Below are 23,872 nucleotides of genomic sequence, written 5' to 3'. Positions count from 1 at the left end.
ATCTTTTCCTGTTTATAATGGATTAGAATAAACTGGAAAAATATCTTTAACACTCCATCCTTTTGTATACTCTTCTTCTAAATCAAAATCTTTAGGAGAAAAGAAAAAATTAGGATGACTGGGATTTAATTTTACCCATTCAATATTATTAATATTCATCTCATCCAAAAACTTATATTTATCTTCTCGTTTTCCCCATAAATCATAATAAAAAATATCTCCATATAATTTATCGTCATCTCTCTTTTTATACACTGTTGAAAAATAATCAGGATGACTCTTTTTACTAATAGCAATTAAAATAGCAACACCTTGCTGAATATCAAAAACATTTTGATCAACTTCTCCTTCTGGTGTAGTTTCCTTTAACAAAGAATTACCATGTAAATCAATAATATATAGACTATCAAAAGACTTTAATAACTCCTCTCTCATTCCCCGATGAATTAACCCATTAATATAAGAATGATTAGTAATAAATCCTATAATACCATGACCTGTTTTTTCAATTTGATCGTGTGCAAAACGAATAAACTTAATATAATCATCATCTAAAGGTTGAATATTCCTTTCTCCTTCTAATCTTACCCTACCTTTATATCTTTCCAAAAGTTCTCCAATATGAGTTAATTCTGTAATAGTTTTTCCTGCTTTTCCTGTTTTATAAACCTTGTTCCAAACTTCACCAGTGTATTTTATATCTTCTAAATATTTTGTATCCTCATTAATCTTTCTTTCCCGTTTACTTGGATTTTGAGAACGGCCAGAATAAGGAGGGTTTCCTAAGACAACATAAATAGGAATTTCTGTCTTAACTGCTGCTGCTTTATTTGCTTCTTCTGAGATATATTTACCTAATAAAACCTCCGACTTTTTCACCCCTTCTTCTAACGCATTAGTTAAATAAATATTCAATCTTTCCTTATCTTTAAAACGATAACCTAAGTTTTCTAATAATAATGCTAACTTTAAATGAGCAATAGTATAGGGAGTCATTAACAACTCAAAACCATATAATCTCTGTAACACTTTTTTATCTCGTAATAACTCATTCCATCGGTTAACACCATACTTTTCAAAGTTACGTCTAATTTGTTTAATCACTTCATATAAAAACGTTCCTGTACCCGTTGCCGGATCTAAAATTGTTACTTTACGACTCCCTAAACCATCATCTAAATCAAACTCTTTATCCAATAAATCATTAACTGCTTTCACAATAAAAGATACCACAGGTTCGGGAGTATAATAAACCCCTCGACTCTTTCTTAAAGATGCTTCATACGCACCCAAAAACGTCTCATAGAAATGCACTACAGGATCTTCTTGTCTGGTTTCTCTACCAAAGTTTTCTAAGATATTACTCATATCAACTTTAGCTAAAAACTCAACTAATTTATCAATTACCCAATTAATTGTACTGATAATATCTGTTTCAATAACTGTCCTAAATAAACCTTGTAAAAAAGGTATTTTATCACTAATATAAATACTCGCTGTCTTGCGAGTAAACATCCCTTGACCTGGGTTTTGTGCATGACCAACCCTTGCAGTAAATAACCCATAAGCAATAGTTTGAGCATACATATCAGCAAAGTTACTATTATCTAAATCAGGTAACAATAAATCCCGAAATAATAACTTAATTTTTGTCAATTCTCCTTGTTCAGCTTCAAATTTTAACGCTTCTTCAATACCATATCTAATTGCTTTTGTCAAAGCAGCCATTTGATAAGCTAAATCATAGTAATCATTGATAACTTTTTCAGTAAAATTGAGAAAAGATAAGATTAATTCTTCTGTTTTAGCGGCATCATCAACAGGAATAATCTGATTTTTTTCTACTGTTGCCAATGTTGTTTTTAACTGTAATTTTCCATCCAGATACCAACGAAACTCTAAATAATTAGTTAAAATTAAATTCTCTCCAATAGCTGACCCAAAATAACGCTGTAACTGTTCTGTTTCCTCAATTTTATCGAGATTTTCTCCTATTTTCTTTGCTTCAATATAACCCACTAAATTATCATTTTTTCTAACTGTAAAATCTGGGATTCCTGCTTGATTTCCTGTTTCTTCTATGGTAGTAATAATCCCTAACATTCCACTATCAACTAAATTTTTTAAAGCAGGATAATGGGTTCTTTCACTCCCTCTGGTGAGATTATTTTGTAATTCTTGTAAATAGTGAGTAAAATTCATGCAACCATCAATAATTAGTGATAATTGTAGCACAAGCTTCTAGCTTGTAACAGATAGGATATCTGTGTTACTGTTCATTACACTTCTACAGTACCATACTTTTATAATGGGACTGAATACAATATATTTTTTAATAAGAATAATTGTTACAAAAAGGGCTTAATAATATTAAGCCTCTACAAACTTCTAATTTGCTAACTGTTGTAACTGTTGTAGTTGACGACTTTCTTCTTCAATAACGGTACGAGCAAACCGTTTGTCTTGTTCAATCAATTCATCAAGAATGGTTCCTTCAATGACCAAAAAACAAGCTTTAGAAGAAGCAATCATAACCGTTGTAACTGCTTCTAAATTACCCAAAATCTCTAACTTATTCAAGAAATTTACAGGTTCAACTTCATCAACAATTACTGTTTCATCTTCTTCTATTTGTTGACGTTCAACTTTTCCATCTAACAGTAAAAATAAGTCTTTAGTAATGTCTCCTTGTTCCCAAAGTATTTCCGATTGATTATACTCTTTAATAGGAACTTGATAAGATAATTCCATCAAACTTTCTGCTTTTAAACCCTTTAATAAATCACAGCTCGATAGATATAAAAGTCTTTCCAAAGGAGTAATAACCTTACTATCTTGTTCTCCTGTATCATTAATAATTTGTTGTGCAGTTTCTTTTAAAGAAGGATTCAACATCAAATAAGAATCTAATAGTTGACGCGCTTGTTGTTTACCCCGTTCTTTGTCTAGTTTATTTAAGAGATAAAGACTGACAGTTTTGGTTAAAGAGTCCGGTTCTGATAGTAAAGTTTCTAAATAAGCGATCATTAAATTTGTAGAAACTTTAGGAGGAATTGATTCGGCTAATTTTAACTGTTGTTGCAGACGAGATAAGTAAACATCACTTAATCTTTCAGACCATTTTTGCTCATTATTTTCTAAGAGACTAGGTAACACATTGGGGGTTAATGTTGCCAAAGCTAATGCTAAACGAGTTTGTTCTGTTCCCGAGTCCCATTGTTCCAAGATTGTCAGTACACCCTTAGCAATAACTTGCTGTTTTTGAGCAACAGTATTGCGTAAAATTTCTAAACCTTTCCGTAAATGGGGTATGTTTAAAACGTCAGGAGGATACAATAAAGCGAGTTCAATATCATACAAATCTTGTAATTGTTGTAAGAGAAGTTGACTACGACGTTTTAGTTGAGAATCTTCGTCTAGATTAGCAATAATTTGCTTTTCTTCTTCTAAAGTTATCCCATATTCCCGTGATAAAGATTCAACGCTTCCCCCTTCCTTATCTAAAACATCACTGATCGCTTTTTCTTTTTTAACTACCTTTAATAATTCTCTTCCCAACCCTTTTGCACCCCGTCTCCGTTTACTACCAACCATCCCCCGAATGCGTTGACGGAAACTTTGTAAACGCAATTGATTTTCACGAGAACGTTGTTGAGTAGGATCTAATAAATCGGGATCTTCTACCCCTAATTCGGTTAAAATAGTCAAGTGTTCTTGCTCACTAATTCCTAATTCTCCCCGCATTTGTTGCAATACTTCTAAACTACTGGCAGAGTTGACATAGCCTTCTTCCAATGAATCTCGTAAAATTCCTTTATAGGCTTCCAGACGTTTATCACCAGTAAAACCAGGAATAATTTTAGCTAAAACATAAACTTCGTCTGCACTTAATAAGTCCAAAGAACGACCTTCCAAGAAGCGAGAAACATCAACTTGTAAACGAGTTAACTGTTTCCTTAATCGGTTAGCTAAACTTTCCCGAGAATAACGTTCAGAACTTCTTGACCAAGTACGATACAACCATAAACTACTCGTCAATACTAACCCCAAATTAAACAAATATTGAACTTGGATAGGAAACTTATAAATATAAGAACGTCCTGCAAAAATAAAGAAAAAATTGAACACCCAAAAGGTAGTTAACGTGAAAATATGGTGCTGTATTTGTTGATTATTCAGTGCCGGATTACGCTTTAACTGATAGCTTTTATAAATTTTTTCTAATTGTATTCCCAAAAAATAACTCAAAGTCATAGAAACAGCAACTGTTAAAGGTGCTGCAATTAATCGAGGAATAGGAATAGCCGTATTAAAAATATAAAATCCTGGAGAAAATAATAACTCTAACTGATTTTCCTGATGAGTCCAAGCCCCAGACAAAAGATAAGCCCAACTTCCTGAATAAAGATAGTAATATAGGAAAAAACCGACCACTAAACCAGCATAACTATAGTACAATAACTTGTAGTCAGGCTTTTTCATAGCATCCCAATAAGACCGTTCAGCATCGATATCAACACAAGGACTATTACAAGCAACACAAGCACTATTTTCCGTCCCATCAGCATTAGTACGACGACACATTGATTGTGTAATTAAAGTTTTTTGTCCTTCGTGAGCAACACTATTTAAAAGTCCTCTTGGTTCTCCATAAAACGCTTGCACCGGGGCCATGGGACAAAAATATTGACACCAAGTTTTCCCTGCATAAAGATAGCCCACTAAAATAGCAGAAGCAATAGTAAATAAGAGGAAAGATCCTAAAATAATACGATGGGAATCATAAAATAAAAGACGACCACAAACCCCAACATAAAGTAACCCTATTTGCAATTTTAAATAATTTTTACCTAACCAAGAATTACTTTTAATTTTGACTAACTCATAATGAGTTTTTCCTGTTTTTTTATCAACCCGTTTTTTTTGTCGCTGCTTTCCTAAAAAGCGAAATGTTTGGGACATAAAGCCCAATGGACAAATTCTCCGCCAAAATTCATGACCAAAAATTAACAACATAAACACGCCACTAGGAACAATTAAACCCCAAAAAAAAGAAGCTCCTAAACCATAAGGTTCTTCTTGTAAACAAACCCCTTGAACCTTAATACAACTATCAATATTATTAATATCAGGACTTAATTGAAACGGACTCCAACTTGTATCAAAATTGGTTAACCAAGGAGAAATAGGATCATAAAAGAGGGAAAAAATGAGAATTAGCCAGCAACAAGCTAAGACAAATCTTACCCGGTGCATTACTTTTTCGGGAATATTAGCTAACATGGGATTTTAAAAAAAATGAAATACTAAATTATGAATCTGTTGAGCTTTCTGAAGATGCTTGTTTAGCCTTTTTTTTGTCGGCCAACTTTTTAAACAGAGATTTGCCTTTTTTCGGGGGATAAGTAACGCGATAATGGCGTTCTTCTTCCACAATAGTTTCTTCGACAAATCCCTTTTCTAATAAAGGTTGCAAGGCGTTCAAGGCCGTTTCTTCATCTTGACAAAGATGGATCGCAATATCGAGTAAACTGGGTTGCTTTTGCCGACGAATCCAATTAATTAAATGCTGTTCTTCTTTCGGCAACTTTTGCAACTCACGCAAAGATAAACCAGAGGAACCAGAGGACTTATCTTTTGAAAATTTAGCCATAATAATGTCCTCTAGAATTAACCTTGAATATTGGAAGCAATGCGTTGCACTTCCTTTGTTAATGGATGGTCCGGATGTTGTAAACAAAACAAACCTTGACTTCCTAACCGTAACATCTCCGTAGATAAGGGTAAAATACCTACTACAGGCAATTGATAGGTTTCATGAACCTTATCTTTCAAAACACCAAAATCGATGTCAGGTAAAACTTTATTCACCACTAATAACATTTTCGGCACTTCTAATTCCCTGGCCACCTCGACAATAACCGCCGTTCCTAAATAGTCTTGTTGGTCTGGTCGTAAAATAATCACCAAGGCACTAGATAAACCAATAGAAAGTAAGGTTTCCTCGTTTAAACCCGGGTGAGTATCCACAAAGAGATAATCTAACTCTAAGGTATCTCCCACCTCATAAAACCCTTGTTGCAGCAACTCTACGTCGTACCCTTCGCTAAGAATAGTGGCAATATCTTCACTTTTCATACTCGAAGGAATCAAAAAGATTTTCCCGTTAGGGTTAGCCGCAACCCCACTGGGGTGATCTAGGACATAACTGACATCATAAGCAATTTGTTCTGCCGAGCAATCATCATCCCAAAGATAATCATTGAGAGTCTTGTTAATTTTTGTTTCATCTAGGCGAAAAAGAATGTGAATTCCTGGAGATTGGATATCGGTATCAACAATACCCACACGCTTACCTAACATGGCCATGGTGGTAGCTAGGTTAGCCGTCATATTAGATTTTCCTGTTCCACCGCGATAAGAATGGATAGAAACAATTTGGGTCATAATAAGGTGTTTTAATCAGATTAAATAAGTTATTGGGTGCAGGTTCAGAAACCAGGTAGACTATTTCCTAGATTCAGTAGATCAATACCTGAGAGAAGAGAATATAGCCTGAATTTTGGGACTACCTAGTTTCTTCTTGATCTAGCCTACCGCTTGATTGGCTAACACTTTGGCTCTATTGTGCCTAGTATTACACGCTTCCAGTGATCGCCCTAACATTAATAGTCTTCCCAAAAATCTGGCACAAATTATCATGTCCTAGTTAAACAACCCTTTAAGCAAAAATTAACACCTTACCAACTTTGATTAATCGTGGGGAAAATTCAGCAGAGGTAAGCGATCGCCTCTAAATATTTCTTCACTTTCTTGCCCCCACTCTAACAAATCTTGGCCAACGGTTTTCATCATCATTAACCCTACCAAGACAGGAAGGGTTGCGACACTAAGTCCCATTGTTGTTAAATGAGAACACTGATTTTGATTTTGATTATTCATGGATTTTCCTTTTTTTGTTCAACAGAATAGGAATAACAACTAATTCGCTTGGATAAATCTGAATTTTACCAATAGTTGTTGATAAACTCTTATCATAAAGATAATATATTAATTCTTACTTATGGCACGTCGCAATTCTTCCCCAAACACTTCTATAAATCCTCAACATAACAACACCAGTTCTTCTAGAGAGGCTGATTTTGACATTCAACAAGAATTGTCTCGCCTCCAGGAGGTCATTTATGAGAGTTTCCATATTCCAGTTTCAAGATGGACAATTATCGATGAGGATAAAGTATTAGAACAACTAGAATTCATTGGGACTAAGATTCCTGAGGCCATAACAAAAGCATTACAGGTTCTTCAACAAAAACAAGAAATTATGGCCAATGCAGAAGCTTATGCACAACGTATTATCCAACAAGCGCAACAAGAAGCAGCAGAAATTTTAGACGAATCAGGAATTATTCAACAAGCGCAACATGAGGCCAATCAAATTCGCCAACAAGTACAAAGCGAATGTGAAGCTATCCAAGCTCAAACCATGGCTGAAATTGAGCAACAACGACAGATGTCCAATGGAGAGATAGAACAGCTTTATCATAAAAGTGTCCGCGAAGCACAACAAATTCAAGAAGGTGCTGACGAATACGCAGATGCAGTTCTCACCCGTCTAGAACAGGAATTAGGTGAAATGTTAGGAGTGGTTCGCAATGGCCGCCAACAACTCTATAATCATTCTGCTCAACGTCAAACTAATAATTCCGGGAAACAACTATCTGAGGGCAAGAAACAACGTCCCTAGTCTTCCTAAAATTTTGTCTGGGGAGAGGGGGAGAGGGGGAGACTGGGAGACTGGGAGACTGGGAGACTGGGAGACTGGGAGACTGGGAGATAGGGGAGCAAAATATTATTATTCTTTGCTTCCCACACTCCCCACACTTCTTGGTCTACTTTCTACCAGCAGGTGGTGCAACTGCCCCATCTAATTTAGGAGTTGAAGGAGAATTGGCGTTAGGGTTGCTTTCTGCTGGGGTATTAGATGGATTTTTAGGTTGAGGAGTTTTATTTTCTGTTGGAGAAGTTGTGGGTTGAGGTTGAGGTTGAGGGGTTTTATTTTCCGTTGGAGAAGTTGTGGGTTGAGGTTGAGGTTGAGGGGTTTTATTTTCTGTTGGAGAAGTTGTGGGTTGAGGTTGAGGTTGAGGGGTTTTATTTTCTGTTGGAGAAGTCGTGGGTTGAGGTTGAGGTTGAGGTTGAGGAGTTTTATTTTCTGTTGGAGAAGTTGTGGGTTGAGGTTGAGGTTGAGGTTGAGGAGTTTTATTTTCTGTTGGAGAAGTTGTGGGTTGAGGTTGAGGTTGAGGGGTCTTATTTTCCGTTGGAGAAGTTGTAGGTTGGGGTTGAGGTTGAGGGTTTCTTTCCCTTTCAACAACACCAGTTCCACAGATTTTGGGGTCGTATTTGAAGGATACTCTAACTCTTGTTGGTTGAGTAAAACTGAGGGCGCGTACTTGTTGTAATCCCTGATTATTCAAAAGGCCATAACCTGAACTTTGAGTCATAAAAGGAGGTTTTTCTAATTGTCCATTACTATTAACAGCAACATTGTAAATGGCAGTTCCTTCTAATTTCAGGTTACAAGCAGCTTTTGGATAGGTTCCTTTAATATTCATCGTTTGATTTTTTAAAGTAACTCCGGTTTGCTGCATCCATTCGAGATCCCTGCGTCTCGCTTCTTGTCTGGTGGTTCCTTGAGCATTGTAGGTTAAATTCTCCGCTCCTCTTAAAGTATCTTGTAAAAGATTCTTAATAATTTGTTCCTGTCGGTCCGTGGTGTTATTGGAATTACGGGATATGGGAGGGTTATTAGGCTGAACGGGTAATCGAGGGTTAGTAGCTACAGGATTTTGTGTATTAGGGCGATCTGGTTGAAACAGTGGATTATTAGGTTTAGGGGGAGTTGCATCGCCAAAATCAATATTTTGACGTGGATCAAGGGTTTCCGTATTCTCTATGTTAGGAACTGGGGGAGTTTTTGGGGTTGGGGTTTGTAGGGAAGGAGGAGGTAAAGGAATCCGAGAAATAGGTGCAGGAGGAGGGGTAAAAGAACGTCGTGGAGGCAGAGCAATAGGAATTCTATTATAGTTATTTTGAGAATTAAGAGGAGGTAAAGGGGGTAAAGCCGGAGGTGCGGGTAAATTATTAAAATTGTTGGGTAAAGAAGATCCTAAAGAGGGAGAATCGAGCATAGGTAGATCCCCTAAACTAGAATTAGGAAACTCTGGCATGGTTGATAAACCTGCGTTTTGATCAGGGAGGCGATTTTGTTCGTTCGGGTTTAATTCAATTAGGGGAACATTAATCGGTCCTGATTCTGATACTTCTGGTTCAGATTTGGGTAAATTAGTAGCATAGGGAAGCAGTAAAAATAAAGCTAGTCCATGAAGCCCAACAGAAACCACAGTAGAGATAAGATTAGAATTAATGATGCCAAGGGGCGCACTTTTAAAATAGGATGATGCCATAGTGGTTATACTTAGGTTTTTATAAAGTAGTTGCTATTTTGTCTATCTTAAATGCAAAAAGACGACTTCGGCTACAGCTTAGCTTAACGGTGAGAGCGTAAATTACTTCATTCACTAAATTTTGCATCCGAAAACCAGTGTGATCCAGAATTGTGTATCTCTTGATACTTTTTACACTGACCTCATATCGCTGATTTTCTGTCAATGCGAAACTCCCATATTTTAAAAATTTTCAAGGTCTAGCAGTATGACTAATGACGAACTACTCAAAATTATCGATCAAGCAGCAGATGAAGACTGGGAAGAGCTTGACTTATCTGGAAATGAATTAACTCAATTACCTTCTGAGATTGGGAAATTGATTAATCTTAAAAAGTTAATTCTTGGAAAATGGGATAAAAAATCTGGTGACTATATAGGTAATAGGCTAACAACTTTACCTTCCGAAATTAGCAATTTAAAAAAACTTGAAAAATTATCGCTTAAACATAATCGACTAACTCAATTACCTTCTTCAATTGGTCAATTATTTTCTCTAAAAACACTCTACCTTAGAGGTAACAAACTTAATTGTTTACCTATTGAAATATTTTCATTAACTTCTCTTCAAGAACTTTCAATTTCTTGTAATCAACTTAGTGTATTATCTCCTGAGATTGGTCGATTATCTTCTCTCAAGAAACTTTATCTTCATGAAAACATACTCAGTGATTTGCCTAGAGAAATAAGAAAATTAATCCATCTAGAACTTATTCATTTGAGTGATAATCGACTAAAAACCTTACCTTCTGAGATTGGAAATTTATCCTCTCTAAAAACTCTATATCTTGATAATAATCGACTAAAAACCTTACCTTCTGAGATTGGAAATTTATCCTCTCTAAAAACTCTATATCTTGATAATAATCAACTAAGTAATTTGCCTTCTGAGATTGGAAATTTATCCTCTCTAAAAACTCTATATCTTGATAATAATCAACTAAGCAATTTACCTTCTGAGATTGGAAATTTATCCTCTCTTATAGAGATAGGAATTTATAATAATAAACTAAAAAATCTACCCACGAAAGTTATCGAATTGCCTTGTCTTAAACAACTGAACTTACGTGGAAATCAACTAAAGAATTTTCCTCCTGAAATGGCTGTACAAGAACTTAAGACTCTTCGCAATTATGTAAGTCAGCTTAAACTTGAAGGATATGACACTATTTATGAAGCCAAGCTACTCATAGTTGGGGAAGCGGGATCGGGTAAAACTAGCTTAATGAATAAGATATTAAACCCTAATTATAAAGTTCCTCAAACTGAAGAACCTACCCACGGAATTCAAATTAAGACTTTTCCCTTACCCTGTTCTAATAACCAAGAATTGAAGGTTAATATTTGGGATTTTGGTGGAGAAGAAATCTGGCATCAAACTCATAAATTTTTTCTAACTAAACGCTCTCTTTATGTTTTAGTTTCTGATAGTAGAAAAGAGCATCCACATCTAGATTATTGGCTACATCTTATTCAACTTCTAGGTGATAATAGTCCTTTATTAATTATTAAAAATGAAAACAATAATTACCCAGTTGAAATTAAAGGAGAATCTCAAATTCTTGATGATTTCTATCCTATGGTTAAAGATATTTTAACGACTAACTTAGCTGATAATAGAGGTTTAGAACAAATCATCGAAACCGTCAAACTTCATATCAATCAATTACCTCAAGTTGGTATCAAGCTTCCTAAATCTTGGGCTAATGTTCGTCAAGCTATTGAACAAGATTATCGTGATTATATTAGTTTACAAGAATATCTAGAAATTTGTGATAGCCATGAATATACCTACTCAATTTCTTTTGATGATAATGAAAAGAATAGTACCATAACTGATAGTAGATTAAGACTCTCGCAGTTCTTCCATGAATTAGGGGTTATTCTACATTTTCAGGATGATGAAGCCTCTCTTTTATATAATACGATTATTCTTAATCCAGAATGGGCTACTAAAGCTGTTTATGCGTTATTAAAAATAGAAGATAATCCAATTAAAGAAAAGTTTGGTAAGTTTACTTATGCTGACTTATAGCAATAGACAGGTTAGTTAGGACACATAAATTGTATTTTAAGGCAACAGGCAACAGGCAACAGGCAACAGAAAAATGTCCTAATAGCCTTGGCGACTGCTATAAAAACTATTTGGAGTAATGAGCGATATCAAGGGAAGTATCGGGAATTATTGGAATTAATGAAACGGTTTAAGTTGTGTTATGAACTACCAAATAAGACTTATATTGCCCCTCAGTTATTAGAAGATAAAAAACCCCCTCATTATCATTGGGATAATAAAGACAACCTGAGACTACGTTATCGTTATGATTTCATGCCTAAAGGAATTCTGAGCAGATTTATTGTTGAAATGAATCCTTATATTGATGAGCCTAATGTATGGCGTAGTGGAGTTATTTTAAATAAAGATAATACTAAAGCTGAAGTTATTGAAAATTATTATGATAGAGAAATACAAATTAGATTAAGAGGTAATAATAAAAGAGGTTTACTGGAAGTTATTACCTCTGAACTGGATAAAATTCATATCAGTTATCATAATTTAAAAGTTGATAAACTTATTCCCTGTAACTGCAATACTTGTATCACAATTCAAAACCCTTATTTTCATAGATTAGAAAACTTGAGGAATCTTTTAAGTAAAAATAGCCAAGTATCTCAATGTCAAATCAGTGGTGAATTAGTCAATATTTATACGCTAATTGATGATACCATTGGTAGACAAGAACTTAATAAACCTAACAGTAAGAATGTAATCAATTTTAATATAAACCAAGGTGATGATATGAATAATCCTATTAACCAAAACCACTCTGGTAATGGCGATAATGCAGTTGGGAAAACGACTAACAAAATTGCTGTTGGTGCATTAGATAGCACCTTCCATGGCCAATCACAAGCTATTGGACAGTTTAACGAAACTCCATCCCAAGACCTCGCTGAAGTTGCCAAAGAAATCCAATGTCTGCTTGACCAACTAAGTCAAACTTACCCCACGGAAACCAAAAAGGATCAAAAACACTTTGCGGTTGAGGCTATCGATAGAATTGAACAGAACCCTTCCTTAACCCAGAAGCTACTTAGTGCAACAAAAGCAGGGAGTCTCGCTGCTCTTGATTCTTTGCTCAATCACCCGGCTGCTTCTTTCGTTATTGCAGCTATTGATGACTTACAAAATGATTAGTTGATCTTCATCAGTTCATCTATAACTTTGTGGCCATAGAAACCTAAAAAGGTGGGAATATGTATAAGACTAAACTTAGAAACATATTCTCACCTAATTGATTACAGTTCAGATTGAATTTCTGATTTAATCGATTTTTTCCAGTTGCCAAAGGATTTGGTTTCCTTCTCGGCGAACTCGCGAAACAACCCAGTTACGCCAAGACCAATGATCACCACGACTGGTGACCGCACTGGCATTGATGTCCATTAAATCAGCTAATTCTGAGCTAGTGATCAAATAACCTTTACTAGCGATCTCCTCGGCAACCCGTAGGGTTTCAATGAGGTTTTGAATTTCAATGACTCTCTCTTCACGGGAGAGATCGAATTCTTCAATTGTATTGACAGATGAGTCAATCATAATAGTATCAACTTAAAATTGCAAAAGGGTGGTCTTGAGTAAACTATAAAAAAAGTAGCTAAGATTGCACGAATCTTGCTACTATTTATCATAGCGACTTTTTCATAAAATATCAGTAAGGACAAAAAATTTTTATCAGGAATGATTGATTTATGTTTTTTCTTTAAAGTCTATAAAAGAGACATTTCCTTGATAATAGATAAGGTTGGGGCATAATCATAGTATGCCCCTTATGAATCAGATAACTAATTCTTAGGTAATAACCGTGGGTTTATCTCGCCCAGTAAATTGCTTAATTTGGGCAATTTCTTCTGCTAATTGAATAAGGGGTGATAAGGCTTCTTGGGTGTCTACGTCGTGTTTACTGGCATCGGGTTCATAACTTTCGATATAGACCCGTAAGGTTGCTCCTTTTGTTCCTGTTCCTGAGAGGCGGAAAACTATGCGAGAACCATCGGTAAAGGCGATACGAATGCCTTGTTTTTGGCTAACACTACCATCTACGGGATCAGTATAAGCAAAGTCATCTGCATAGTCAACTTCATAGTTACCGTAGGTTTTGCCTTTCATCTCTTCAACCTGCGATCGTAAACGGTTCATTAATTCGTTAGCAGGCACTGACTCTACTTCTTCGTAGTCATGACGGGAATAGAAGTTACGGCCGTATTCTTGCCAGTGATCTTTGACAATTTTTTCTACGGACTCTCCTTTTACGGCTAAAATGTTTAACCAGAAAAGCACGGCCCATAAACCATCTTTTTCGCGAATATGGTTCGATCCTGTGCCGAAACTTTCCTCACCGCAAAGGGTGGCTTTCCCTGCGTCTAATAAGTTACCAAAGAATTTCCACCCGGTGGGGGTTTCGTAGCAATTTATGCCTAGTTTAGCAGCAACACGGTCGGCGGCTGCACTGGTGGGCATTGATCTTGCCACTCCGGCGATACCGTCTTTATATCCTGGTACTAGGGTCGCGTTGGCGGTTAACACGGCTAAACTGTCGCTAGGGGTAACAAAAAAGTTATTGCCTAAAATCATGTTGCGATCGCCGTCTCCATCGGAAGCTGCGCCGAAGTCGGGGGCATTTTCGGCAAACATGATTTCTACGAGATCGTGGGCATATACTAAGTTAGGGTCGGGATGGCCACCACCAAAGTCTTCTAAGGGGATGCCATTTTGTACGGTTCCTTCTTTTGCCCCTAAAGATTTCTCAAATAAGGCCTTTGCATAGGGACCGGTGACAGCGTGGAGGGAGTCCATACACATTTTGAAGTTATCGGAACTGACCAGAGACTTGATTTTCTCGAAGTCGAATAATTCCTGCATCAACTCCACATAAGGGTTTACAGAGTCGATCACTTCTACTTCCATTGTCCCTAGTTTAAAGGAACCGGGGCGATCTAAGTTAATATCCCCTGCGTCTAAAATTTTATACTCGTTAATGGTTTTGGTGTGTTCAAAAATAGCATTGGTGACTTTTTCGGGGGCCGGTCCACCGTTACCAACGTTGTATTTTATGCCAAAGTCTCCATTGGGACCACCAGGGTTATGACTGGCAGATAAAATAATGCCGCCGAAGGCGTTATTTTTACGAATAACGGCTGATGCTGCTGGAGTTGAGAAAATACCGTTAACACCGACTAAAATACGTCCGATATTGTTAGCTGCTGCCATTTTGAGGATAATTTGAATGGCTTGACGGTTATAGTAACGGCCATCACCTCCAACAACTAGGGTTTGACCTTGACAACCATCGAGACTGTCGAAGATCGATTGAACGAAGTTTTCTAGATAATTCTGTCCTTGGAAAACTGAGACTGCTTTACGGAGTCCGGAGGTTCCTGGTTTTTGTCCTTCAAAGGGGGTTGTGGTTACGGTACGAATTGTCATAATGCAATTAGACCTAAATTTAGTATTTTGCTATACCCGTATCTGAGTATGATTCATAACCACTTTACGCCATTTGCGGTCTATTTTATCTGATTCTAATGCTAAGTATCCCATTTTTGATAGAATATAACTGTTATTTAGATTTAACAAAATTATTGAAACATGAAGATTATTTTCGTTTATAACGCTAATAGTGGTCTAATGAATACTGTCTTAGATATAGGACATAAGATTATCAGTCCAGATACTTATGAATGTAATCTTTGTGCTATTACTTATGGTGTCTTGACAGAAAATCAAGAATGGAAAACTTTTCGGGAATCATCTAAGGATGAGTTAGAATTTTTACATAAGGATGAATTTGAAGAAAAGTATCAACAAGTTAGAGACTATCCTATTGTTTTAGTCAGTAACAAAAATAACGAATTATCAGAAGTGCTTGATAGGGATGAATTGAATAAAATGCAAACTGCTAAAGAGTTGATTCAAAAGCTTCAAGAAACTATCAAATAATTTCCAGTATTCAGTTATCAGCTTCAATCTAAGTTTATACTATTTTCATGATATTGTAGGGGTTAACAGTGGTTGACCCCTACGGAAATTGGTATTATTTTTAAATTGTTCTAGATAGTTGTTCTCCTGCTTCTCTAGTTTTAAGTTTTTACTGAAATTGAGTCATTTTTAACTAAACTATAACTTATTGTATATTTATGATTCTTTTCTGTAAATTCACAGGTCAATAAATCTTGTTCTTGATCATAATTGGATGCTGTAATTATATATTCTCCTAGACATTTTTCTGAAGATAAATTATATTTATCAAATAGTTTAATTGTTATGGTTTTATTAAAGCAAAAACTTTGGTTGATTGAATAAATATCATCTTGAGACAGTTGTAAATCAATATATTGGGTATGATAGTTATCAACTGAAACTGTTAAACAATATTCATCTAAACATAAACTACTTGTCTGATAATCAATTTTTAAAGAATTAAGATTGAGTTGATAGTCAAGAAAATCAAACGAGAAATAATTACTATCAAGTAATTTTTTGTTTTGATTATACACAGAAACTTGTAACCCATTGGGGTTAATATCAACACGAGTAAAATTGTGTTCTCGAATAAATTTACTGGGAGTTGTAATCAAATAAGATTCATTATTTTCAAGAGAACCACAAAGATTATAATCTTCAGGATAACCGGAAGCAATGGGTAAAGGCCAATAGAAAGGGGAAGAAATAATTTGGATGATTTTCACTCCATTTCCTTCGAGAATAGAGGTATAAGAATTATGAATATCTCCTGAGAAAAATATGACTTTTTTTAGTTTATTTCCTGCTATAAAATCAATCAATTCATTTCTTTGTTTGAAAAACTGTCCCCATTTATCATTATTATCTTTTGCATCGGGAAATAATGGAACAGAAGAAACTACACATTTGACACGATTTGAATCATCTTTTAGCCAAGTTTTTAAGGCGCGCATTTGCTCAAGAGAAATTATTTTTCCCTGTTTAAGATTACGTTCTGTTCGTACATCCATAACAAAAAAATCGGCGCAACCATCGCGATAACTGTACCAATAATGATTAGAATAATCCTGAATTTTGTTATTTTCGACTGGTAATAAAGGGCTATGATTTGCTTGATAAGCAGTGTAAGCATTCATAGCATAAATATATTTTCCATGAAGGTCTTTTCTGCTTGCATTTTCTGGCCAGTTATCTTCTATTTCGTGGTCATCAAGCATCATAAAGGTGGGAATTCTTGCCATTAAATCTTGAATATATGGTTGAGAAAAAGCGACACGATAACGCAGTAAAAAATCATCTAATTCACCAGCAGCCAAGAAAACATTGAGGTCATCGGCATAAATTTGGTCTCCACACATAATGACTTGATTAACAGTATTTTTATTAACATGATCTTCTACGATCGCTTGAAAAGTTTTATCTCCTTTTTCTTTAAATTGAAATTGATTGGATTCTTCTTGGTTTAAAATTAATCCTCTTTTTCGTAGTAAATAACGACAGGAACCAAAAATAAGAGAACAAGGAGAAGTATCATTAATTGATAAAATTTTTACTGAATAGGTTTTTATTTCTTCCCATTCTAAAGGACAAGGAGTTGACTCTATAGTAGTTTCAATCCAACCATATTGATAATAATAAACTGTTTCGGGAGATAGATTAGAAAATATAGCGATTCCCGTGAGATCAAAGTCATCATCTAGAGGAACAAAACGAATTAATTCTTCTTGAAAATCTGGTGTTTTTGCTAAACGCATTACTCCTACCCCAGGAACATTTTTGCCTCTTCCTAACACACGAAGATAAGCAGGGGTTGCTTCTCCAACTATTGGACCAACTGTTAAGGGGTTAACTTTCATTTTTTACCTCATTGTTAACGAAAATATTGGGATTAATCTTATTATGTAACACAAGCATTATGTTTGTACAGTCTAGAAGACTATGTTACCGTTTATATATAGTCTTTTTGAGGAAATTTGTCTTAATATTATTCTGTAGAATAAGCATAATGCTTGTACCTTATAAAAGGACCTTTTAGTTTTTACATATAATATTTTCTGGTAAATTATGTTTAATATTATTCTGTAAAATAATTATAATGCTTGTATATAGCAATCAGGAATGATTCATGAGATATCTTTTTTATTATTTCCTGTTCCTGAGTTCCCTTATACTTAGACTTGATTTTCACAACTGATAACTGATTGCTATAGCATAGAAGGCTATGTTACTTTTGATATATAAACCGCGTCCATCTTGAGAAGTGGAGTTTTAACTTAATTTTTCCTATTCCCTGTTTCCTATCCTCACAAACTACTGTTTTCAACCTAGACAAGGTTTCGTCTCACCTAGAAAATTAATATTAAATTAGGAGTAATTTATATGGTAACAACAATTGGTGTTAGAGAGGCAATTAAAAACTTAAATGACTTACAAACTAAATTAAATTTAAGTCAAACAGAAGAAGATAACTTTTTTTCAGAATGGAATGAAGAATTACCAGAAATAACAGAAACAGAACAAACAGCAATTACTCGAATAAAACAACGTTATGATTATCATCGTTCATCGTCTCTGTTACTAGAAGGAACAATTAATTTATTGGTAGTTTTTCCTATTTTAGAGGTAGCAGGATTTTTAGATCCACCCTTTAGAATTAAATCCCCTGAATCAGTAGAACTAATTATTGAAGATGCAGATAAAACAATTATTAGAGGATTAATCGATGTTTTGGTTGTAAAAAATTCTTTATGGGTATTAGTAATAGAATCAAAACGTAACAGTGTTCCTGTTGCTGCTGCACTTCCTCAAATTTTAGCTTATATGATGGCTAATTCTCAATCACAACAAATAATATACGGGATGGTAACAAATGGAGATAGTTTTCTTTTTCTCAAATTAAATAAACAGGAAAAATCTCAATACGATCTTTCGATAGAATTTTCTTTATTCCCTCGAAAACATGAATTATCCCAAGTGTTGAAAATTTTGAAAAAATTGGGACAACTATAGGTTAATAATGGACAATTGATAATTGATAATTGATAATTAGCAGAAAAATTATTTCTACATTCATAGATAATTACCTATCCATAAAAAAGAATAGGACAGTTTGCAACTTATTAGGACGATAACTGCTATATTGTTAATAGATACTATAAAAAAATCACTTAACCAACTTATAAAATGACCACATCACCTTTAAGCTGGACCGAACTAGAAAACCTAACCGACTGGACAAGAGATAATATCAATGAATCAACTAATTCTCAAGCTATTTTACGGCTTTTTGGTCATCAAGAAAAGGATATTAGAGTCACCCTTTACCGTGACAACCATGCTTGGTGTCCCTACTGTCAAAAAGTTTGGTTATGGTTAGAAGAAAAACAAATTCCTTACCGTATCAAAAAAGTTACTATGTTTTGCTACGGAACAAAAGAACGATGGTATAAAAAAATTGTACCATCGGGAATGCTTCCTGCTCTAGAATTAGATGGACGCATTATTACTGAAAGTGATGATATTTTGCAGTCCCTAGAAGCAGCATTTGGCCCGTTAACTCATAGCATGAAAGATGCAAAGGTTATTCCTTTACGACAGTTAGAAAGATTACTGTTTAGGGCCTGGTGTGGTTGGTTGTGTTACCCTACTTGGTCACAAAAACAAGACCTACAAAATCGTGAACAATTTGTTAAAGTAGTGGCGATGGTAGAAAAGGCTTTAGCTAATACCCCAAGTCCCTATTTTCTCGAAGAGTTTGGCATAGTAGATGTGATTTTTACGCCCTATGTTGAGCGCATGAATGCTAGTTTATACTACTATAAAGGGTATTCTTTGCGAGAGGAAAATGAGGGTTTTGGAAAGTGGTTTGATGCAATGGAAACCCGTCCAACCTATCGAGGAACTCAAAGCGACTTTCATACCCATGTTCACGACTTACCTCCACAAATGGGTGGATGTTACAGTAACAGTGAAGAACAAGCAAAAATTAATCAATATAGGGTAGATAATGGTCCCTGGTTTGGTTTACCTGATGTGATGTATGTTGAACCCGAAAACTCTCGTCAAGAAGCTTTACAACGGGTGATTAAACATCGTGAGAATATTATTCGGGTTAACCCTGGAAAAGAGAAGGTGTTCGATGAAGCGTTACGTTGTGCATTAACTACCATGATGACAGAGGAAACCTGTCAACCTCCCAAGGGATCTGATGTTGCGTTACGGTATTTACGGGATAGAATTAATGTTCCACGGGATATGTCTATCTATGCAGGAAAACGGTTACGGGACGCATTAGAAACTACTGCTAGTTTAGCAGGCGATCGCCAAGGTGTACCTATTCCTGTTAAACATCGACGGGATCAAGATCCGACTAATTTTGTTTAAATATAACTGATGTAGGGGCTTAATTTTATCAGTGATCAGTTACCAGTTACCAGTGATCAGTTATTGGTTATTGGTTATTAAGTCCCTACAGTCATTATAATTATGATCACGAGGTTATCTAATCTATGAATATTACCTTAAGTCCTGAACAAGAAAAGTTTATTCAATCTCAAATAGCTAGAGGTAACTATCAGGATGTTGAACAAGTAATTAAAGAAGCATTGACAATTCTTGAAATTATTAATCAGCAAAATGATCAGAAACGCTTAGAAGAATTAAAACAAAAAATAGCATTAGGATTAGAAGATGTTAAACAAGGAAATGTAAGAGATGGAGAGTTGGTTTTTGAAAGGTTACAAGAAAGATTACGATAGTAAAATTAAATGAGTAACTTGCTAAAAACTTGAAAATAAGAGACGATAAAATATACGTATTGATTGAAATTAATTTAACTTATGTCTAAAGAAACACCCGCTTTATTTGGTAAGACAAAATTATTAGAAGGGCAAATTGACGAATTTCTCGATAAAGTAGCAGAAGGTGCAATTTATTTTGAAAGGGGAATTAGTGCTTTTCTTGAAACGAGAAATACCTGTGAAACTTGCGAGGAAAAACTATCACAAATTATTGAACTCAAACAAAGATGTAGAGACTTACAACGTTCCATTATTAATGTTCTCTATAGTGAAATGTTAATCCCTGATTTTCGTGCCGATGTTCTGAGACTATTGACGGATTTATTTTCTCTTCTGGATCAAATGGGGAAAAATTTTCAAGACTTAATGATTGAACGAGATCAAAACAAGGACATAGAATCACAAATAGAAGAGACAGATAATGAACTTGGGAAAAAAGAATTTTTAGATTTAGTGCAAGTTGTTGTGAAAAGTATAGAAACAGTAATTATTGCTGCTCGTAATTTTTTCCGTGATCCTAAGTCGGTAAAAGACCATACTTATCAAGTCAGAGTTTATGAATCTGAGGCTGATAAAATTGCTATTAGTTTGAAGAAGAAAATTTTTGCTACTGACTATAAATTCTCCGAAAAAATAAACTTACGAGATATTGTAAACGCTATTGATGCTATTGCCGATCTCGCTGAAAATGTGGCAGATGAGTTAGATATTTATGCAATTCAACGCACTTTATAGTTATCATAGCTTAACTTGTCAGATTAGTTAGATTAAGTTTATGGACCTAATTAGCACTTTTATTTTTCTCTCTAGTGGTTTATTTTTGGGATGGTCATTAGGAGCAAATGATGCTTCCAATGTCTTTGGAACTGCTGTGGGGAGTCGCATGATTCGTTTTTCCACTGCTGCGGTTATCTGTAGTGTTTTTATTATTATTGGTTCAGTAACCGCAGGGGCCGGGGCAGCCGGAGGACTGGGAAAACTAGGTGCAGTCAATGCTTTAGCAGGTTCCTTTACCGTTGCTTTAGCTGCTGCTATAACGGTTTTATGGATGACTCAGTTAGGACTGCCAGTATCCACTTCTCAAGCCGTTGTAGGGGCGATTGTGGGTTGGAACTGGTTTAGTGATTCCCCCACCAATATTAATGATTTAATCAAAATTATGGGGACATGGATAGCTTGTCCTATTTTGGCGGCTATATTTGCGGCAGTTATCTATAAGTTAGTTGTACTTTTGATTGATAATACTAAACCCCATCTTTTGAGTTTAGATAGTAATATTCGTTGGGGTTTAATTATTGTTGGTGCGTTTGGTTCTTATACTTTGGGAGCGAATAATATTGGTAATGTAATGGGGGTTTTTGTCCCTTCTTCTCCCTTTGAAAACCTAAAAATTGCGGGAATTTTTGATATATCCGCAGTAGAACAATTATTTTTATTAGGAGCGATCGCCATTGCTGTTGGAGTGTTCACCTATTCTAAGCAGGTGATGATGACGGTGGGTGGTAGTTTAATGACTTTATCTCCTGTGGGTGCATTAGTGGTGGTTTTGGCTAATTCTTTAGTATTATTTACTTTTTCCTCCCAAGAATTGTCAAATTTTGTGGTTAGTTTGGGTTTACCTCCTATTCCTCTCATTCCTGTTTCTAGTTCTCAAGCAGTGGTGGGTGCAGTTATTGGTATTGCTCTTTTAAAAGGCATAAAAGGGGTTAGACAAGTTAAATGGGGGGTTCTAGGGGGTATTGCCTCGGGTTGGATCACAACTCCTATTATTGCTGCTGTTATTAGCTTTGTTTTGTTATTTATTGTCCAGAATGTTTTTAATCAAGAAGTTTATCAAGTTGCTTCTGTGCCGGTTTCTACCCCAGTTATCGAAATATTAGGAGACAAATTATAATGAATAAAAATCTACCGATTGCTATTTGTCAACACACATTGTCAGCTTTTTGTCAACAATATTATATTGCTAAATTATCTTTATTTGGTTCGGTATTAAGAGAAGATTTTACAGATAAGAGTGATGTTGATTTTTTAGTGGAGTTTGAAACAGGAAAAACCCCTAGTTTCTTTACTTTAGCAAGAATGGAAAGAGAGTTATCTGCTATAATTAATTGGCATAAAGTTGATTTAAGAACACCGTCAGAATTAAGTATTTATTTTCGCGATCAGGTAATGCAAGAGGCAAAGGTTTTATATTATTTATCCTGATGAAAATAAAGTTAATGGTGATTATTTTTGATCTATATACTGAATAATATCTAAGATTTCTTTGCTTCTAATTTTTCTAAATTTTCTAATAGTTTTTGAATAGTCGTAAATTCTTCAGAAGGTAACAAGACAAATTCTTGACCATTCTTTGTTAAAAATTGAGGATATAATTCAATCATTGCTGTGTTCTGAATAAGTTATATGATTAGTAATTCATTGTATCTCAATGTTTATTTTTTCATCTATTTTCTTTTTCCTTTAATGCGTTATTACGATTATTAATATATAGTTCCTCATCTGGTTTCAACTGTAATGCTTTATCGTAGGATGCGATCGCTTCATCCAACCTTCCTAAGTCATATAAAGCATTCCCTCGGTTATTCCAAGCTTGATGAAAATCTGGTTTCAACTGTAATGCTTTGTCATAGGATGCGATCGCTTCATCCAACCTTCCTAACTTACCTAAATCTATGCCTCGGTTATACCAAGCTTGATGATAATCTGGTTTCAACTGTAATGCTTTGTCGTAGCATGCGATCGCTGCTTCATATTCTGCTTGTTTTGCATGAATTAAACCTTTTATCAACCAAAGTTCTGATTTTCTGATGGGATCAAGGTTAGGGGAGTCAGTCAAATAAGCTTTAATTTCTGCTAATTTTTCCTCTCTTTCTTGTGGAGTAAACTGTTTATATTTTTCTAGATCGCTATCCAGATAAACAATACGATAAGCTTCCTGTTCTAAGGTATCTTTATCAGTAGGAAATTCATACAGTCCCGATCGCCAATCAAAAAAATCTGGCGCGCGTTTGATAAAGTAACGCAAGGCAAATTCTGGTAAGAGGAAAACAATAGTAAAGGAAAATTGCTGATAAAACCGTTCACGGGAGAGGTTTAAATAACCCAAAATTCTCGGAATACCAGCCCAAGTTCCCCCATAAACAGGACTTTCACTAGGCAGTTGATAACCTTCGCTTTCTGCTTCTTCGTACCGTAATAACGCCGTTTCTAATCCACAGACAAACAAAATATTAAGCTGTTGATAATCAGGAATATTAATAATTTTCTCGTAGATATTATCTGTTTCTGAATCTAGTTTGAGAGTAGCAGATTTTTTCTGTGGTAAATCCTTATTTATTTGTTCAATAATTTGCTTTCCTTGTATGGGAGAACAACGCACAAACAATAAATTAAAGCCTTTTTTGCGTCGCAAAGAACGTCGCAACGCTTGATAAGATTCTTCTCGCGTTATTGGTGCGTCTTCCCACTGTTCAGAAGGAGATGAATCAATCATTAAATTGTTGTTTTTAGATGAACTTGTCATATAAAAATCAGAAATAAAC

At 35.1% G+C, this 23,872-nt stretch carries 18 protein-coding genes and 2 pseudogenes; 9 read left to right on the top strand and 11 right to left on the bottom strand.

The features are described 5' to 3' along the window. Window positions 1-12: 12 nt before the first annotated feature. The 5 genes from QNJ66_RS00585 to QNJ66_RS00565 form a co-directional block, all read right to left on the bottom strand. Window positions 13-2,235 (bottom strand): N-6 DNA methylase, encoded by a 2,223-nt coding sequence (locus QNJ66_RS00585; RefSeq protein ID WP_300501948.1) that lies wholly within the window; start codon window positions 2,233-2,235, stop codon window positions 13-15. Between the two features lie 153 nt (window positions 2,236-2,388). Beyond that, window positions 2,389-5,283, bottom strand: a complete 2,895-nt coding sequence (locus QNJ66_RS00580) for a cyclic nucleotide-binding domain-containing protein (RefSeq protein ID WP_300501946.1) — start codon at window positions 5,281-5,283, stop codon at window positions 2,389-2,391. 28 nt (window positions 5,284-5,311) lie between these two features. Beyond that, window positions 5,312-5,653 carry a hypothetical protein gene (locus QNJ66_RS00575; RefSeq protein ID WP_300501945.1) on the bottom strand — a complete coding sequence of 114 codons (342 nt, stop codon included), beginning with the start codon at window positions 5,651-5,653 and terminating at the stop codon, window positions 5,312-5,314. 17 nt (window positions 5,654-5,670) lie between these two features. Next, window positions 5,671-6,447, bottom strand: coding sequence for a MinD/ParA family protein (locus QNJ66_RS00570; protein WP_300501943.1), 777 nt, complete (start codon window positions 6,445-6,447; stop codon window positions 5,671-5,673). A gap of 306 nt (window positions 6,448-6,753) precedes the next feature. Beyond that, complete coding sequence (locus QNJ66_RS00565; protein WP_300501942.1) at window positions 6,754-6,942, bottom strand: hypothetical protein; 189 nt, start codon at window positions 6,940-6,942, stop codon at window positions 6,754-6,756. A 121-nt stretch (window positions 6,943-7,063) separates the two neighbouring features. Here QNJ66_RS00565 and QNJ66_RS00560 point away from each other — a divergent pair, with 121 nt between their 5' ends. Next, window positions 7,064-7,747, top strand: a complete 684-nt coding sequence (locus tag QNJ66_RS00560) for a hypothetical protein (RefSeq protein WP_300501940.1) — start codon at window positions 7,064-7,066, stop codon at window positions 7,745-7,747. A gap of 145 nt (window positions 7,748-7,892) precedes the next feature. Here the strand turns inward: QNJ66_RS00560 and QNJ66_RS00555 are convergent, their stop codons facing one another. After that, window positions 7,893-9,464, bottom strand: coding sequence for an energy transducer TonB (locus QNJ66_RS00555; RefSeq protein WP_300501938.1), 1,572 nt, complete (start codon window positions 9,462-9,464; stop codon window positions 7,893-7,895). A gap of 247 nt (window positions 9,465-9,711) precedes the next feature. Between QNJ66_RS00555 and QNJ66_RS26140 the strand changes: the two are divergent. After that, window positions 9,712-12,702, top strand: a pseudogene (locus QNJ66_RS26140) (COR domain-containing protein). 126 nt (window positions 12,703-12,828) lie between these two features. Here QNJ66_RS26140 and QNJ66_RS00540 read toward each other — a convergent pair. Both QNJ66_RS00540 and QNJ66_RS00535 read right to left on the bottom strand, forming a co-directional pair. After that, window positions 12,829-13,104 (bottom strand): hypothetical protein, encoded by a 276-nt coding sequence (locus QNJ66_RS00540; protein ID WP_007307215.1) that lies wholly within the window; start codon window positions 13,102-13,104, stop codon window positions 12,829-12,831. 252 nt (window positions 13,105-13,356) lie between these two features. Then, window positions 13,357-14,991: an alpha-D-glucose phosphate-specific phosphoglucomutase gene (locus QNJ66_RS00535; protein ID WP_300501932.1), complete on the bottom strand. Its 1,635-nt coding sequence runs from the start codon at window positions 14,989-14,991 to the stop codon at window positions 13,357-13,359. A gap of 162 nt (window positions 14,992-15,153) precedes the next feature. Between QNJ66_RS00535 and QNJ66_RS00530 the strand changes: the two genes are divergently transcribed. Then, a complete protein-coding gene (locus QNJ66_RS00530; protein WP_300501931.1) occupies window positions 15,154-15,504 on the top strand; it encodes a GTPase in 351 nt (116 codons plus the stop codon). 140 nt (window positions 15,505-15,644) lie between these two features. Here the strand turns inward: QNJ66_RS00530 and QNJ66_RS00525 are convergent, their stop codons facing one another. Then, complete coding sequence (locus tag QNJ66_RS00525; RefSeq protein WP_300501929.1) at window positions 15,645-17,384, bottom strand: alkaline phosphatase D family protein; 1,740 nt, start codon at window positions 17,382-17,384, stop codon at window positions 15,645-15,647. Window positions 17,385-17,907: 523 nt separating this feature from the next. Here QNJ66_RS00525 and QNJ66_RS00520 point away from each other — a divergent pair. From QNJ66_RS00520 to QNJ66_RS00495, 6 genes are all read left to right on the top strand, one after another. Beyond that, window positions 17,908-18,537: a type I restriction enzyme HsdR N-terminal domain-containing protein gene (locus tag QNJ66_RS00520; RefSeq protein WP_300501928.1), complete on the top strand. Its 630-nt coding sequence runs from the start codon at window positions 17,908-17,910 to the stop codon at window positions 18,535-18,537. 174 nt (window positions 18,538-18,711) lie between these two features. Next, a complete protein-coding gene (locus tag QNJ66_RS00515; RefSeq protein ID WP_300501927.1) occupies window positions 18,712-19,911 on the top strand; it encodes a glutathione S-transferase N-terminal domain-containing protein in 1,200 nt (399 codons plus the stop codon). A gap of 125 nt (window positions 19,912-20,036) precedes the next feature. After that, window positions 20,037-20,285 (top strand): type II toxin-antitoxin system ParD family antitoxin, encoded by a 249-nt coding sequence (locus QNJ66_RS00510; protein ID WP_300501925.1) that lies wholly within the window; start codon window positions 20,037-20,039, stop codon window positions 20,283-20,285. Between the two features lie 81 nt (window positions 20,286-20,366). Further along, the gene (locus QNJ66_RS00505; protein WP_300501923.1) at window positions 20,367-21,062 is read left to right on the top strand and encodes a DUF47 family protein; all 696 of its coding nucleotides are present in this window, start codon (window positions 20,367-20,369) and stop codon (window positions 21,060-21,062) included. Between the two features lie 40 nt (window positions 21,063-21,102). Next, window positions 21,103-22,221, top strand: coding sequence for an inorganic phosphate transporter (locus tag QNJ66_RS00500; protein ID WP_300501922.1), 1,119 nt, complete (start codon window positions 21,103-21,105; stop codon window positions 22,219-22,221). Then, entirely contained in the window at window positions 22,221-22,532 is a 312-nt protein-coding gene (locus tag QNJ66_RS00495) for a nucleotidyltransferase family protein (RefSeq protein ID WP_300501920.1), read from the top strand. Before QNJ66_RS00500 ends, QNJ66_RS00495 begins: the two co-directional genes overlap by 1 nt. 50 nt (window positions 22,533-22,582) lie before the next feature. Here the strand turns inward: QNJ66_RS00495 and QNJ66_RS00490 are convergent, their stop codons facing one another. Further along, entirely contained in the window at window positions 22,583-22,711 is a 129-nt protein-coding gene (locus QNJ66_RS00490; protein ID WP_300501918.1) for a hypothetical protein, read from the bottom strand. Between the two features lie 80 nt (window positions 22,712-22,791). Continuing rightward, window positions 22,792-23,853: pseudogene (locus QNJ66_RS00485) on the bottom strand (tetratricopeptide repeat protein); the annotation flags it as partial. Window positions 23,854-23,872 lie beyond the last annotated feature (19 nt).

Source organism: Crocosphaera sp., assembly GCF_030064895.1.
Taxonomy (GTDB): Bacteria; Cyanobacteriota; Cyanobacteriia; order Cyanobacteriales; family Microcystaceae; genus Crocosphaera.
Note: the sequence above shows the minus strand (reverse complement) of the source record. Positions and strands in the feature narration are given on the sequence as shown.

What these genes read in the sequence shown, in the direction of transcription:
- QNJ66_RS00580 (WP_300501946.1), bottom strand. Translation starts at nt 5,283, where the DNA reads ATGTTAGCTAATATTCCCGAAAAAGTAATGCACCGGGTAAGATTTGTC.
- QNJ66_RS00575 (WP_300501945.1), bottom strand. Translation starts at nt 5,653, where the DNA reads ATGGCTAAATTTTCAAAAGATAAGTCCTCTGGTTCCTCTGGTTTATCT.
- QNJ66_RS00570 (WP_300501943.1), bottom strand. Translation starts at nt 6,447, where the DNA reads ATGACCCAAATTGTTTCTATCCATTCTTATCGCGGTGGAACAGGAAAA.
- QNJ66_RS00565 (WP_300501942.1), bottom strand. Translation starts at nt 6,942, where the DNA reads ATGAATAATCAAAATCAAAATCAGTGTTCTCATTTAACAACAATGGGA.
- QNJ66_RS00560 (WP_300501940.1), top strand. Translation starts at nt 7,064, where the DNA reads ATGGCACGTCGCAATTCTTCCCCAAACACTTCTATAAATCCTCAACAT.
- QNJ66_RS00555 (WP_300501938.1), bottom strand. Translation starts at nt 9,464, where the DNA reads ATGGCATCATCCTATTTTAAAAGTGCGCCCCTTGGCATCATTAATTCT.
- QNJ66_RS00540 (WP_007307215.1), bottom strand. Translation starts at nt 13,104, where the DNA reads ATGATTGACTCATCTGTCAATACAATTGAAGAATTCGATCTCTCCCGT.
- QNJ66_RS00535 (WP_300501932.1), bottom strand. Translation starts at nt 14,991, where the DNA reads ATGACAATTCGTACCGTAACCACAACCCCCTTTGAAGGACAAAAACCA.
- QNJ66_RS00530 (WP_300501931.1), top strand. Translation starts at nt 15,154, where the DNA reads ATGAAGATTATTTTCGTTTATAACGCTAATAGTGGTCTAATGAATACT.
- QNJ66_RS00525 (WP_300501929.1), bottom strand. Translation starts at nt 17,384, where the DNA reads ATGAAAGTTAACCCCTTAACAGTTGGTCCAATAGTTGGAGAAGCAACC.
- QNJ66_RS00520 (WP_300501928.1), top strand. Translation starts at nt 17,908, where the DNA reads ATGGTAACAACAATTGGTGTTAGAGAGGCAATTAAAAACTTAAATGAC.
- QNJ66_RS00515 (WP_300501927.1), top strand. Translation starts at nt 18,712, where the DNA reads ATGACCACATCACCTTTAAGCTGGACCGAACTAGAAAACCTAACCGAC.
- QNJ66_RS00510 (WP_300501925.1), top strand. Translation starts at nt 20,037, where the DNA reads ATGAATATTACCTTAAGTCCTGAACAAGAAAAGTTTATTCAATCTCAA.
- QNJ66_RS00505 (WP_300501923.1), top strand. Translation starts at nt 20,367, where the DNA reads ATGTCTAAAGAAACACCCGCTTTATTTGGTAAGACAAAATTATTAGAA.
- QNJ66_RS00500 (WP_300501922.1), top strand. Translation starts at nt 21,103, where the DNA reads ATGGACCTAATTAGCACTTTTATTTTTCTCTCTAGTGGTTTATTTTTG.
- QNJ66_RS00495 (WP_300501920.1), top strand. Translation starts at nt 22,221, where the DNA reads ATGAATAAAAATCTACCGATTGCTATTTGTCAACACACATTGTCAGCT.
- QNJ66_RS00490 (WP_300501918.1), bottom strand. Translation starts at nt 22,711, where the DNA reads ATGATTGAATTATATCCTCAATTTTTAACAAAGAATGGTCAAGAATTT.